The sequence below is a fragment of the Pseudomonas sp. E315 genome, assembly GCF_055406205.1.
Map to the genome: position 1 here is coordinate 50,289 of NZ_JBUZPJ010000010.1, position 12,447 is coordinate 62,735.

A 12,447-nucleotide genomic window follows, 5' to 3' on the forward strand; every position below is an offset into this window, starting at 1 on the left:
TATTTTCCAATCCATAATAAATCATCTATTGATACCTTTAAGAGCATCATGATCGAACTCCGCCACCTGCATTATTTCCGCACTCTGGCCGAAACCCTGCACTTCGGTCATGCCGCTGAGCGCCTGCATATCTCCCAGCCACCGTTGTCGCGCCAGATCGCTTTGCTGGAAGAAGAACTGGGGGTCAAGCTGTTCGATCGTTCGCGCCGACGCGTAGAGCTGACCGAGGCAGGCCAACGCTTTTATCTGGACACCGCCACGGTGTTTGCTGCCTTCGAGCAAGCCAAACGCAACGCCTTGGCGGCCGCACGAGGCGCAGCGGGCGAGCTGTCGGTGGGGTTCATGATGTCAACGGCTTACAGCGTTACGCCCGCGATTACCCGGCGCTACGCCGCTCACTTTCCACAAGTGAGCCTCAAGCTCACCGAGACCCTGCCACTGGACTTGGCCCAAGACATCAGCAGCGGCAACAAGGACGTGGCAATCATGTACCGTCCACAAGACTGCTCTGAACTCGAAACGGTGACCCTGTTTCGTGAAGAGATGACCCTCGTGCTGCCACCGGGTCATCGACTGCTCCAACAGCCGGTCATCGACCCGCGCGAGTTGGCCGGAGAAACGTTCATCATCGTGCCGAGACGCATCGCGCCAGCCCTGCACGACATCATCTTCAACTACTGCTTGCAGCACGGCGTGACCCCAAACATTGGGATGGAAATCAACATGCAGCAAACCATCGTCAACTTGGTGGGCGAAGGGTTGGGGATTGCGATTGTGCCTCGCTCGATGTGCAACATGCGCCTGACCACCACCACGTTCAAACCATTGCGCAATGCACCGGTTATCGAAGTGGTGGCCGTATGGAAAGCCGATAATCACAACCCCTGCATTGCGCCATTCATTGAGAGTGCGCAACAGGCCTGTGCGCAAGTATCTCGTGAGCAAACGGTCACTTGAGTAAGGGGCAAGTTCCGGCGTAACGCCCTGCCCCCCGCTACCTGCTTTAACCTGCCAAATCACCCCACTGCGCACACTCATGTGAAGCGACAGGTGTCTCTCAGAGTGTCTCCCGCAGAGACCCGGGCGACATCTGTATGAACACGCGTGCTGCTCGCAAACGCCCATCCCATAAGCCCTTCGCCCTTCCCGCCAGCCCTTGGCACCGCTCTTGCTATCGCCCTAGGTAAACACTATCAACGTAGGGAACACCTTATGCGATCGCCTGTTATCACTGGCTGGTATCACTCGCCATTCGGCAAGTTCGATCATCTCGACCCGGAACTGATGATGGCCGAAGCGGCCATTGGCGCTCTGGCACACGCAGACATTGCGCCACAGCAAATCGACTCCGTGCACGTCGGCCATTTCAACGCCGGGTTCTTGTATCAGGACTTCCCTTCGGCGCTGTTGGCCAACCATATTCCGCAACTGCGGTTCACGCCTTCAGTACGCGTAGAAAATGCCTGTTCCACGGGTTCGGCAGCCATTCACTCCGCCCTGCAAGCGGTACTCAGTGGCCAGAGCAAACACGCGCTGGTGGTAGGGTTCGAAAAGATGAACACCCTGCCCACCGCCGAGGTCGGCAAGATCCTGCTCAAATGCTGCTACGCCAAGGAAGAAGCGGATATTGAAGGCGGTTTCGCGGGGGTATTCGGCACCATCGCGCAAACCTATTTCGATCGTTACGGTGACCAGTCCGATGCACTGGCGATGATCGCGGCGAAGAACCACGCCAACGGCGTCCTGAACCCGTTTGCGCACATGCGGCGCGATTTTGGTTATGACTTCTGCCGCAACCCTTCGGATAAAAACCCCTTTGTGGCCGGGCCTCTCAAGCGCACGGACTGCTCGTTGATTACTGACGGATCGGCCGCACTGGTCATCAGTCGTGAGGATCTGATAGGCGACCGCCGCCACGCCGTGCGCTTTCGCGCGGCCGTGCAAGTCAACGACTACATGCCCTTGTCCAAGCGCGACCCAACCTACTTCGAAGGCGCTGCCCGAGCCTGGCAACAGGCGTTACACGTTGCCCAACTGAGCTTGGGTGATCTGTCGCTGGTCGAGACTCATGACTGCTTCACCATCGCCGAATTGCTGGAGTACGAGGCAATGGGGCTGGCCGAACGGGGCCAAGGCGCACGCGTGATTGCCGAAGGCATCAGCCGCAAGGACGGTCGACTGCCGATCAACCCGTCTGGCGGGCTCAAGTCTAAGGGCCACCCCATCGGCGCCACGGGCGTGTCGATGCACGTAATGGCAGCCATGCAGCTCAGCGGTCAGGCGGGCGATATGCAACTGCCTAAAGCCGATCGGGCCGGGGTTTTCAATATGGGCGGCGCGGCCGTGACCAACTACGTGAGCATTCTGGAGGCAGTGCAATGATGGGTATCGATAACGTCATGAACCTGGGCGAAATCCTCAACCAAATTGCGCGTCGCTATCCAGAGGCGCCAGGGTTTATTCGCAACGGTCGTGAGCACTCCTGGAAAGAAATTTCCATGCGGGTCGACAGTGTGGCTGCCGCCCTGCGCGAGCGTGGCATCAAAAAAGGCGACAGGTTGCTGGTGCACTCACGCAACAACCTGCCACTGTTCGAAAGCGCCTGGATCGCGTTTCGGCTCGGCGCGGTGTGGGTGCCCACCAACGTTCGCATCACTGCGCCAGAAGCTGCGTATTTGGGCAGTTCCAGCGGTGCGGTGGCGATGCTGTATGACGAAGGCCTCGAACTCTACGTCGACGCCGTACGCGAGGCGTCCCCAGCCCTGCAACACGTCATCGCCATCGGTCAGCCCCGAGACGGCGAACTGCATTACGACCAATTGCTCGATGAAGGCCGCGCGCTGCACGCCACATTCCGCCCGGCTGACGTGAGTTACCACGACCCGCTGTGGTTCTTCTACACCTCAGGCACCACTGGCCACCCCAAGGCCGGTGTGCTTAGCCACGGCCAGATGGCCTTTGTGATCACCAACCATATCGCCGACCTGATGCCAGGCTTGAACCAGCATTCGCGCTCGTTAGTGCTCGCACCGCTTTCTCACGGCGCTGGCATCCATGCCTTGGTCAACGTCGCCCGAGGCGCCGCCTGCATTCTGCCCGCCAGCGACAAGCTGGACTGCGACGAAGCTTGGCGACTGGTTGAGCAATACCACGTGGACAACCTGTTCACCGTGCCGACCATCGTCAAAATGCTCACCGAAAGCGAAGCTGTCGATTGCTACGACCACAGCAGCCTGCGCCACCTGATCTACGCGGGCGCGCCGATGTATCGGGCCGATCAGCGTCATGCCTTGAGCAAGCTGGGCAAGGTGTTGGTGCAGTATTACGGCTTGGGCGAAGTGACCGGCAACATCACCGTGCTGCCCGCCGATTGCCACGACACCGAAGATTCGCCAAATGCCAAAGCAGGCAGTTGCGGCTACCCGCGAACCGGCATGCAAGTGGCGATTCTCGATGACGAGGGCAATGAACTGGCAACGGGCGTCGACGGTGAAATCTGTGTACGCGGCCCAGCCGTATTCAGCGGTTATTACAACAATCCGAAAGCCAACGAAAGCTGCTTCAAGTTCGGCTGGTTCCACACCGGCGATCTCGGTCATTTGGACGAAAACGGCTATCTGTTCATCACAGGCCGGGCTTCGGACATGTACATCTCTGGCGGCTCCAACGTGTACCCCCGAGAAATCGAAGAAGCTCTGCTGACACATCCCGCCATCACTGAAGTGGCCGTGCTGGGCATGCCTGACGCTAAATGGGGCGAGTCAGGCTGTGCGGTCATCGTCACCACCGCCGAGGTCACGGACGAGCAACTGCTGGCGCATCTAGAGCCGCGTATTGCGCGCTACAAATGGCCCAAGTGCTTTGTGCGCTGGGACGAGATGCCCAAGTCGGGCTATGGAAAGATCGTCAAAAAACAGATCCGCGCATTGCTTGAAGAGCGCGAGGAGGTGGCCTGATGACGCCTCATTTCGCTGATCGCGCGGGGGTGCGCACGTTCATTCATGGCGGCCCGCCACTGTCCCCCAGACGTCTGGATCTGGAAGTGTCTGGCTGTGAAGAGCTGCGCATCGTGCTGCCAGCGGCCAGTAACGTTGCGGCCGGGGTACTGAAGGCGCTGGAAGGCCGACGCTATGGCAGCGCGGTCGGACGCTTGCTGTCGGGTAGCGCCGCACACTTGAGCTACCACCGCATGGTAGTCACCGACACGCCTGAACGCCCGTATGACTATGGCCAGCCGGTGGTGCTGGACGGTTACGTCACCTTTATCAGCGGCGCAATCACCGTGGGCCGCGATGCTCAGGGCACGCCGTTGCTGCACTGCCATGCGGGTTTTTTGGATCGTCATGGCGAGCAGCACGGCGGCCATTTGGTGCTAAGCAAACTGATCGTCGGCAATGAGCCTCTGGTCATTCGCCTGTGCCTGTTCGATCAAGTCACTTATCAGGTTCAGCCTGACGCAGAAACCCACTTCAACCTGCTGCATCCCGTCCTACAGGAGGCGCCATGAACGTCGCTGTCATCGAAGAATCCGAAGTCCAGGGCGGCCGTTTGGGGCGCCTGATCATCGCCCGCCTCAAGCCCAACGAAGACCTCATCGACAGCGCAGAAGCTCTGTGCAAAGACCACGGCATCCACTTGGCCGTGGTGCGTGGCGGGCTGGGCAGTTTGATTGATGCCCAGCTTTGCTACACGGGCCGCGAGGGCACCGTGCACATTCATGTTGAAGGCCCGGGCGTAGAAATTCTCAGCGTTAGCGGCGAAATCATCCCCGGCGAAAGTCGGCTGCAAGGTGTCGTCGCCGATGCCAACGGCAAGCTCTACGCGGGCCGTCTTGAGCGCGGCAAAAACCTCACGTTCATCACGGTCGAGCTGACCTTGCAAGAGTGGCTGCCCGACTGACCGGCTCACCCCGCAACGCCCATAACAATAAATCGAAGCCGTGCGCACAGGGCTGACTCTCAGCCTCGCGCCTCTGGACTTCACCGTATCGCCACGGATATCAGGAAAATAACAATGAAAAAAAATCCTTTCGTTCGCCTGTCCTTACTCGCCACCACCGGTGTCGCCCTGTCACCCATGGCGCACGCTGACTTCATCAAGGACAGCAGCGCCACTCTGGGTTTTCGTAACTACTACTTCAACAACGACTTCCGCGACCGCGCCGGGCCTGCCGGGCAAAGCAAGACAGCAGAATGGGCGCAGGGCTTCATCCTCGATTACAAGTCCGGCTTTACCGATGGCACTGTCGGTGTGGGCGTGGACGCACTCGGTTTGTTGGGCCTGCGGTTAGATGGCGGAAAAGGCAACCACCGCGGCAGCTCGATGATTCCTGATGACAGCGATGGCAGCGCCGTCGACGAATGGAGCCGCCTGGGGCTGACCGCCAAAATGCGCTTTTCCCAAACTGAGGCCCGTTACGGCACTCTCCAGCCCAAGCTGCCCATTCTGGTGGCTAACGATGGTCGAGTGCTGCCGCAAACCTTCGAGGGCGGCATGATCACGTCCAAAGAAGTGGATAACCTCACGCTGGTCGGCGGTCGATTGGAACACTCCACCGGGCGCGGCTCGACCAACCGTTCCGGCCTCGCAGTGGCCGGCGGTACAGAGCAAAGCAACGAATTTTTGTTCGCTGGCGCTGACTACAAACCGACCAAACAACTCACGCTGCAATACTACGCAGCCCAGTTGGAAGACTATTACGTTCAGCATTTCGGCGGCCTGGTACACGTGCTGCCTTTGGGCGAAGGTCAGTCGCTGACCACTGACCTGCGTTACTTCAAGACCGATGCTTCCGGGCGCAACGATTCGGCCTCGGGGCGCGCCGCAGGCTATCGGGTCAGTGGTCTGGGGGATACCGCAGGCAAAATTGACAACGACACGTGGAGCGCAATGTTCACCTACGCGCTGGGGGGTAACGCCTTCTTGCTCGGTTATCAAAGCGTGTCCGACAGCGGCAACTTCGTACAACTGAACCAAGGCAATACCAACGAAGGCGCGGCGGGCAGCAGTATTTACCTGTTCACCGACCGCTTGGTGACCAGTTTCACCCGAGCCGGCGAACGCACCGCGTTCGGACAATACGCTTACAACTTCGCCGCAATGGGTGTGCCCGGTTTGGTGGCATCGGTTACCTACCTCAAGGGCACCAACATCCGCATGGCCAGTGGTGGCGATGAGAAGGAATGGGAGCGCGATATTGCACTGGACTACGTGGTGCAGAGCGGCACCTTCAAAGGGGTTGGCTTCAACTGGCGTAACGGCATGCTGCGCAGTGGCGTGCCCAGCGAATACGCCCAAGACCAAAACCGTCTGACCCTCAGCTACACGCTGGCGCTGTTCTAATCAGCCGGGGGCTGCGTTTATCGAGAGCCCCCTGTTTGGCACAGATCAATAAAAATGGCAGCGGGGTGTTGATCGCCACGCTGCCATTTTTATACCCGAGCCTTTCAGCCCTCGCTCTGCCAGTGCCGACATTTTGATGTTTTGCCGATACCGGGGTTGAAGCTGTTGCATGGGTCCAGCGTTTGATAAAACGCTTTCAGCTCGGCCTTGGCGTGGTAAAGATGGCCCACGTTATGCTCCGCCGGATACTCCGCGCCTCGATCATCCAGCAACGCCCACATTTGATGCTCCACGGCCAGGCAATCGCTGCCCTTACGCACGATGTAATCCTGATGGAAGACGTGGCAGAAGAAATGCCCGTAATACAGTTTGAGGATCAGTTGCTGCTCGATGGCTTCAGGCAGCGTCTCGAACCAGTCTCGATCATTGCGGGCCAAGGCGATGTCCAACGCCACAATGTCCTCGACGGCATCGTCATGAATCGCCCGATACCGTACCGCCGCGCCAGCCGCCGCAAACCGATGCAAAAACGCCTTGCTGCCCTCTTCAGCCGTGCACCGAAAAAAGCCCCCTTCGCGTGCGTCGAACAATTGGCTCAGGTAAGCCTGCGTCGGCGCTGCCGAAGCGCCAGACACTTTGAGCATCAAGTAATGCTCATACCGTTGGCGATAGTCGGCCATACGCTTGGGCAGGTGATCTGGAAAACAGCGCGCAACCCACTGCAACACGCGGTCAGACAGGTGCGATCGCAGCCATCCAAAACGACTGAGCGCGTTGTCCACACGGCTTTTGAGGGCGAACATTTTCGGCAGACGTTGGGTGCCCAGATGATGAATCATCAGGAAGGTGTCCTTGCCGTACTTCGCCGCTACGTCATAAGCGTCGCGGTGCATGTATTCGCCCGCAATCGGCAGCTCGGCGAAGTGCTCAAGCATGTGCCGACGAATCTGGGTCAAATCTTGGGTGTGATTGGTGCCGATATAGAACACGGCGGTGTCGTGCTCAGCAGCAAAGGTGTCCAGCCGCACCGCAAAAACTGCCAGCTTGCCTGCGCTCCCACTGGCTTCGTGCAAGCGCTGTTTATCCGCGTTAAAACGAGCGGGCGTGTCGGCATCAACATCCCGCACATGCTCGGCATAACCGTGATCGGAGCCCCGCCCGTAATCGGCCTGAATGTCCGCGTCGCTATAACGGCCAGCCTCCAGGTTGCCGAGAATTTGCTCTGGCGTGTCACCCAGATGAACCCCCAAGTGATTGACCAGATGCAGTTGCCCCTGCGCATCAAGCTGAGCGTATAGCGACATCTCAGTGTAGGCCGGGCCGCGTCGGATCAACGACCCTCCTGAGTTATTGCACACCCCCCCAAAAACTGAAGCGCCAATGCACGACGAACCGATCACTGAATGGGGCTCGCGTCCCAGCGGCTTGAGCACTTTTTCCAGTTGATCCAGTGTCGAACCGGGAAAGCAAATCACCTGCCGCCCCTGCTCAATCACCTGCACTGTGCGCATGCGCAAAGTGCTGATGATCACAACTTCACGGTCATAGCCACCGTCCGGCGTTGAGCCTCCCGTCAGCCCCGTGTTGGCCGCCTGCATGATGATGATCATGTCGGCGGCCACACAGGCTTTGACCACGCGCCATTGTTCAAGCAGCGAGCCCGGACACACCACCGCGACGGCGCTGCCTTTACCAAATCGAAAGCCTTGGCGAAAGCGCACGGTGTCGCTGGCCTCAGTCAGTACATGGCTGTCACCGACGATGGTTTTAAGGTTGGCGAGCAGTTCGAGGGCACGCAATTGAGGCACTGGGGTGGCAATAGAGTTCATCTGTCTTTGCTCAGGTAAAAAGGGAGAAGCCGTCAGGAAGGGGTGACCACCCGGCGGCGAAGAACTCGCGCCGGGTGACACGTATGACAGGCAGGTTTTAGCAGGATGTTTGCAAGTGAGGCATCGTTAAGCGATACCCAAGCCGCCGCTTAAATTTCCAGAATGCCCGACGCCATAAACCCGCCATCTACCGGGATCACATGACCGCTGATGTATGACGAATCGTCGGACGCGAGAAACGCCACTGCGCCGGCCATTTCTGCTGGCGTTCCATAACGACGCATCGGCACAGCCTTGGCGTAAGACTCACGAGTGGTGGCCGAATGCAGCTTTTGGGTCAGCGGTGTGTCCACCGGGCCGGGCGCGATGCCGTTGACGGTGATGCCGTATTCGGCAAGCTCCACAGCCATCTGCCGCGTTAACCCGATGATCGCGGCTTTGGACGTGCCATAAGCCGTACGCCCCATGCTGGCACGCATGCCGCTGATAGACGCGACGTTGATAATCCGCCCCCAGCCATTAGTGCTCATCAGACGTGCCGCGTGTTGGCCGCACAGCAGCGAACCGGTCAGGTTGATGTTCAGCACACGTTGCCAGTCCACGAGGTCGCAGTCCAAAAACGCTTGGGTCTTGGCAATACCGGCGTTGTTCACCAGCACATCACAGCGGCCAAAGTACTCTTGCAGATAGGCAAACGCTGCTGCGATGGACTGCGCATCCCCCACGTCGATGGCCAGCGCCATCGCTTCAATGCCTTGAGCGTTGAGCTTGGCGACCATTTCTTCGGCCGCCGTCAGGTTGAGGTCGGCGACCACAACGGTATGCCCATCGTGCCCCAGACGCTCGGCAACCGCCGCACCGATCCCCATCGCGGCGCCGGTGACCAAGGCCACACGCCCTTGGACGAGCGCAGCTTTTTTGTTCGCTAATTGGCTCATGACAAATGCTCTCTTAAAGGAAACCGATGGAAATCCATGGGAAGCAGGCAACGATAATCAACGCCACGATCAGGGCACCTAAATAACCCCAGACACGGCGGATGACGTGGTCAGACGAGACCTTGCTGATCGCACAGGCCGCGTAGAAGCCGACACCCAACGGCGGTGCAAACAAGCCAATGCCCATCGCCAGAATCACCACCATCGCGTAATGCACAGGGTGGATGCTGAGCATTTCTGCCAACGGAAACATCAGCGGGCCAAACAATACGATTGCCGGAATACCCTCCAGCACGCTGCCCAGCACCACGAAGATGACGATGGTCACAAACATAAAGCTGATGGCACCGCCCGGAATTTCACTGATCAAGTCCACCAGCGACGCCGAGAACCCAGACTGAGTCAGTGCCCAGGCCATCGCCGAGGCCATGCCAATAATCAACAGGATGGAACCTGACAAGGCCGCCGCTTCGAGCATCATCGGGTACACCCGTTTGAACTCGATATGACGCATGAACAGGTGCATCACCAACCCGACCATCACCACATAAGCCACGCCGATAGTCGACACTTCTGTGGCCGTGGCGGCGCCTTCAAGCACGGCAACTCGAATCAACAACGGCAGCGCCAACGCTGGTAAAGCAACCATGAAGGTGCGTGCGACCACCGACAGCGGCGCGCGCTTGACCTTGGGCATGACTTCTTTGCGCGAACGCCACCAGCACACCATCGCGATCACCACCGTCGCCACGACTGCAGGCATCAAGCCCCCGATGAACAGCGCCGTAATGGACACGCTGCACACTGCGCCAATGGTAATCAGCACCAGACTCGGCGGGATGGTTTCGGTCATAGCCCCGGTCGCTGCCAGCAAGGCCGCCAGCTCCTCAGGCTCGGAGCCGCGTTTTTTCATTTCAGGGAACAGAGCCGGAGCAACAGCTGCCATGTCGGCCACTTTGGAGCCAGAAATACCCGACACCAAAAACATTGCGCCCAGCAAAACGTATTGCAGACCACCGCGCACATGGCCGAGCAACGAAGCCATGAAGTCGATCAGCGTGCGCGCCATGCCCGACAGTTGCAGCACCACGCCAAGCATGACGAACAACGGCACCGCCAACAGCACCATGTGCGACATGCCTTCATCCATGCGGCCGACCACAATCGACAGCGGCGCATGGGTAGCCAGCGCCAGATAGGCCATAGTTGCCGTGCCGAAAGCAAACGCGATAGGAATGCCGCCAAACACACAGGCCCCCAGCAACACCAGAAAGAACACGATCAGGTTGTAGTTGCCGATAGTCGCCAGCAGCGGCTGACTGACCCACAACACAGCAGCCACCACCGCCAACACGCCAATGGCAGCCACAAACTGACGCACCGTAGACAATCGTGCCATGCGCGACACTGCCGCCAGCAGCATCAACACCGCGCCGACCGGCAATGCAGCGGCACGCAAACCGTCAGGAATCCCCAACGCTGGCGTGGTGATCGACATCTGTTCATGGGAGTGCTGCATCGCAGGCCCGATAATCATCACCACAAACAGGCACACCACCAACGCTGACACGGTTTCGCAGAACCCACGCCAAGCGTGGGGCAGCTTGTTAACCAGTGCAGACATACGCATGTGTTCGCCGCGATCCAAGGCCAGCACCGCGCCAAACATGGCCATCCAGATGAACAGCGACGACGCCAGTTCATCCGTCCAGATGAGCGGGTTGTGCATCACGTAGCGAGAAAAAACCCCGGCCAGCAGCACGAAGGTTTCGATCACCATCAAGGCGACAGTGATCGCACCGACCACCTGCATGGCCCATCGGTTCAGACAAACAAGCGCCCGGGCCGGCAGGCGCATGGAAGACGTGGAGGCCACTGCCGCTGGCGCGCCCATCATGCGAGTTTCCCGGCATATTGCTCAAGAATGGCCCAAGCGTCATCACCGAACTTCTCGTGCCAGTCGGCGTAGTAATTGGCGTTTTTGAGCTGCTGACGGAAAGGTTCAGGCGCTGACTCCACCAGTTCAAGGCCTTTTTCCTTGAGCGTGTCGCGGATGGTGCCCTGCAATTTGGCCAAGTCATCGCGTTGAGCAACTACCGCGTTATTGATGTGTTTGCTGACCACCGCTTGCAAGTCTTTAGGCAAGCGGTTGAACGAAGCGCTGTTACCCAACATCCAGAAACCATCCCAAACGTGGTTGGTCAGGGAGCAGTACTTCTGCACCTCGTACAACTTCGCCGATGACACCAACGTAAGCGGGTTTTCCTGGCCTTCCACGATGCGCGTCTGGAGCGCCGAGTACACCTCAGAAAAGTTGATGCTGGTCGGCGCGGCTTCAAAGGCGCGGAAGATCGACATGATAATCGGGCTCGGTGGCACGCGCAGCTTCATGCCCTTCAAGTCATCGGGCGTAGCGATCGGGCGGGTGCTGGTCGTGGTCACACGAAAACCGTTGTCCCAGATTTTGTCGAACGCGAACAGGGTTTCGGTCTTGGCAATTTCGGCGCGCACGTGAGCCCCCAAATCGCCGTCCATAGCATTCCAAACCTGCTCGTAATCTTTGAAGGCGAAACCGACTGCGCTGATTTGCACCGATGGCACCATCGTGCCGAGGATGACTGGCGACAGCGCAAACATGTCCACGGCCCCCGAGCGAACCTGAGCCAAGGTGTCGGTATCACTGCCGAGCTGGCTGCTTGGGAAAATCTGAATCTGCACCGCACCCTCCGTTTCGTCACGAATAGCCTTGGCCATTTCGCGAGCACGCACGTTCATCGAGTGGGTGATGGGCATGTTGTTGGCAAACTTCAACTTGAACTCGGCGGCCTGACTCTTGCCGCTGTATAAACCGACCCCGGCAACCGCAACAGCAGCAGACGCAAGGGAGGCCGTTTTGAGAAAGTTGCGGCGAGTGAAGTCGCTCATTTAGTTCTCCTGACTTTATTGTTTTTATTGATGGGTGGCCTTGGGGTAGCCACTGGATACAAGTGATAAAGCAATTCAGGTGCCAGACGTTGAAAAAAGCATTCAACTCGCCCAAATGGTTAAGCGCATTTGACCTAACCCACTGTATTTACAAGAGAGAGACGTATCTTTACTAAATGTATCCGCTTCTTGTTTTTGGGCTCAAATCACCACTGAGGTAACAGGTGTCTCCTGTGAGCTGTCGCCCGCGGCTCCACAAGCGACACCTGTCATGGGCAACGCTTATGCTTGTGCAATATCGAATACTTTCCCGGCCGCGGGAAGGGGCTCGACCCTTTCTAGAGCTATGGACGCAACGACCCTGTCTTTTTGGCTGTTTGAATGACAAGCCAGTGACAGCGTTAACAACTCGG

The 12,447-nt window shown here is 58.5% G+C and carries 10 protein-coding genes; 6 read left to right on the plus strand and 4 right to left on the minus strand.

Translation table 11 applies throughout. From position 1 onward, the window contains the following. The first annotated feature begins 48 nt into the window (after nt 1–48). The 6 genes from ACZRJQ_RS14930 (at nt 49) to ACZRJQ_RS14955 (ending at nt 6,342) form a co-directional block, all read left to right on the plus strand. A complete protein-coding gene (locus ACZRJQ_RS14930) occupies nt 49–957 on the plus strand; it encodes a LysR family transcriptional regulator (RefSeq protein ID WP_463979099.1) in 909 nt (302 codons plus the stop codon). Between the two features lie 255 nt (nt 958–1,212). Continuing rightward, on the plus strand, nt 1,213–2,382 hold the full coding sequence (locus tag ACZRJQ_RS14935; RefSeq protein WP_463979100.1) for an acetyl-CoA acetyltransferase: 1,170 nt from the start codon (nt 1,213–1,215) through the stop codon (nt 2,380–2,382). Beyond that, nucleotides 2,379–3,956 (plus strand): acyl-CoA synthetase, encoded by a 1,578-nt coding sequence (locus ACZRJQ_RS14940; RefSeq protein ID WP_463979101.1) that lies wholly within the window; start codon nt 2,379–2,381, stop codon nt 3,954–3,956. The genes ACZRJQ_RS14935 and ACZRJQ_RS14940 overlap by 4 nt, the downstream gene beginning before the upstream one ends. Next, entirely contained in the window at nt 3,956–4,507 is a 552-nt protein-coding gene (locus ACZRJQ_RS14945) for a PPC domain-containing DNA-binding protein (RefSeq protein ID WP_463979102.1), read from the plus strand. The genes ACZRJQ_RS14940 and ACZRJQ_RS14945 overlap by 1 nt, the downstream gene beginning before the upstream one ends. Next, entirely contained in the window at nt 4,504–4,899 is a 396-nt protein-coding gene (locus ACZRJQ_RS14950; protein WP_463979103.1) for a PPC domain-containing DNA-binding protein, read from the plus strand. Before ACZRJQ_RS14945 ends, ACZRJQ_RS14950 begins: the two co-directional genes overlap by 4 nt. Before the next feature lie 114 nt (nt 4,900–5,013). After that, the gene (locus ACZRJQ_RS14955; RefSeq protein WP_463979104.1) at nt 5,014–6,342 is read left to right on the plus strand and encodes an OprD family porin; all 1,329 of its coding nucleotides are present in this window, start codon (nt 5,014–5,016) and stop codon (nt 6,340–6,342) included. Nucleotides 6,343–6,446: 104 nt separating this feature from the next. Here the strand turns inward: ACZRJQ_RS14955 and dld are convergent, their stop codons facing one another. The 4 genes from dld to ACZRJQ_RS14975 form a co-directional block, all read right to left on the minus strand. Beyond that, nucleotides 6,447–8,171 (minus strand): D-lactate dehydrogenase, encoded by a 1,725-nt coding sequence (gene dld, locus ACZRJQ_RS14960; protein ID WP_463979105.1) that lies wholly within the window; start codon nt 8,169–8,171, stop codon nt 6,447–6,449. 149 nt (nt 8,172–8,320) lie between these two features. Continuing rightward, complete coding sequence (locus tag ACZRJQ_RS14965; protein WP_463979106.1) at nt 8,321–9,109, minus strand: SDR family NAD(P)-dependent oxidoreductase; 789 nt, start codon at nt 9,107–9,109, stop codon at nt 8,321–8,323. A gap of 13 nt (nt 9,110–9,122) precedes the next feature. Then, nucleotides 9,123–11,006: a TRAP transporter large permease gene (locus ACZRJQ_RS14970; RefSeq protein ID WP_463979107.1), complete on the minus strand. Its 1,884-nt coding sequence runs from the start codon at nt 11,004–11,006 to the stop codon at nt 9,123–9,125. Continuing rightward, nucleotides 11,003–12,034, minus strand: a complete 1,032-nt coding sequence (locus ACZRJQ_RS14975) for a TRAP transporter substrate-binding protein (RefSeq protein WP_463979108.1) — start codon at nt 12,032–12,034, stop codon at nt 11,003–11,005. Before ACZRJQ_RS14975 ends, ACZRJQ_RS14970 begins: the two co-directional genes overlap by 4 nt. Nucleotides 12,035–12,447 lie beyond the last annotated feature (413 nt).

Coding starts and splice junctions, on each gene's coding strand:
- ACZRJQ_RS14930 (WP_463979099.1), top strand. CDS start 49: ATGATCGAACTCCGCCACCTGCATTATTTCCGCACTCTGGCCGAAACC.
- ACZRJQ_RS14935 (WP_463979100.1), top strand. CDS start 1,213: ATGCGATCGCCTGTTATCACTGGCTGGTATCACTCGCCATTCGGCAAG.
- ACZRJQ_RS14940 (WP_463979101.1), top strand. CDS start 2,379: ATGATGGGTATCGATAACGTCATGAACCTGGGCGAAATCCTCAACCAA.
- ACZRJQ_RS14945 (WP_463979102.1), top strand. CDS start 3,956: ATGACGCCTCATTTCGCTGATCGCGCGGGGGTGCGCACGTTCATTCAT.
- ACZRJQ_RS14950 (WP_463979103.1), top strand. CDS start 4,504: ATGAACGTCGCTGTCATCGAAGAATCCGAAGTCCAGGGCGGCCGTTTG.
- ACZRJQ_RS14955 (WP_463979104.1), top strand. CDS start 5,014: ATGAAAAAAAATCCTTTCGTTCGCCTGTCCTTACTCGCCACCACCGGT.
- dld (WP_463979105.1), bottom strand. CDS start 8,171: ATGAACTCTATTGCCACCCCAGTGCCTCAATTGCGTGCCCTCGAACTG.
- ACZRJQ_RS14965 (WP_463979106.1), bottom strand. CDS start 9,109: ATGAGCCAATTAGCGAACAAAAAAGCTGCGCTCGTCCAAGGGCGTGTG.
- ACZRJQ_RS14970 (WP_463979107.1), bottom strand. CDS start 11,006: ATGATGGGCGCGCCAGCGGCAGTGGCCTCCACGTCTTCCATGCGCCTG.
- ACZRJQ_RS14975 (WP_463979108.1), bottom strand. CDS start 12,034: ATGAGCGACTTCACTCGCCGCAACTTTCTCAAAACGGCCTCCCTTGCG.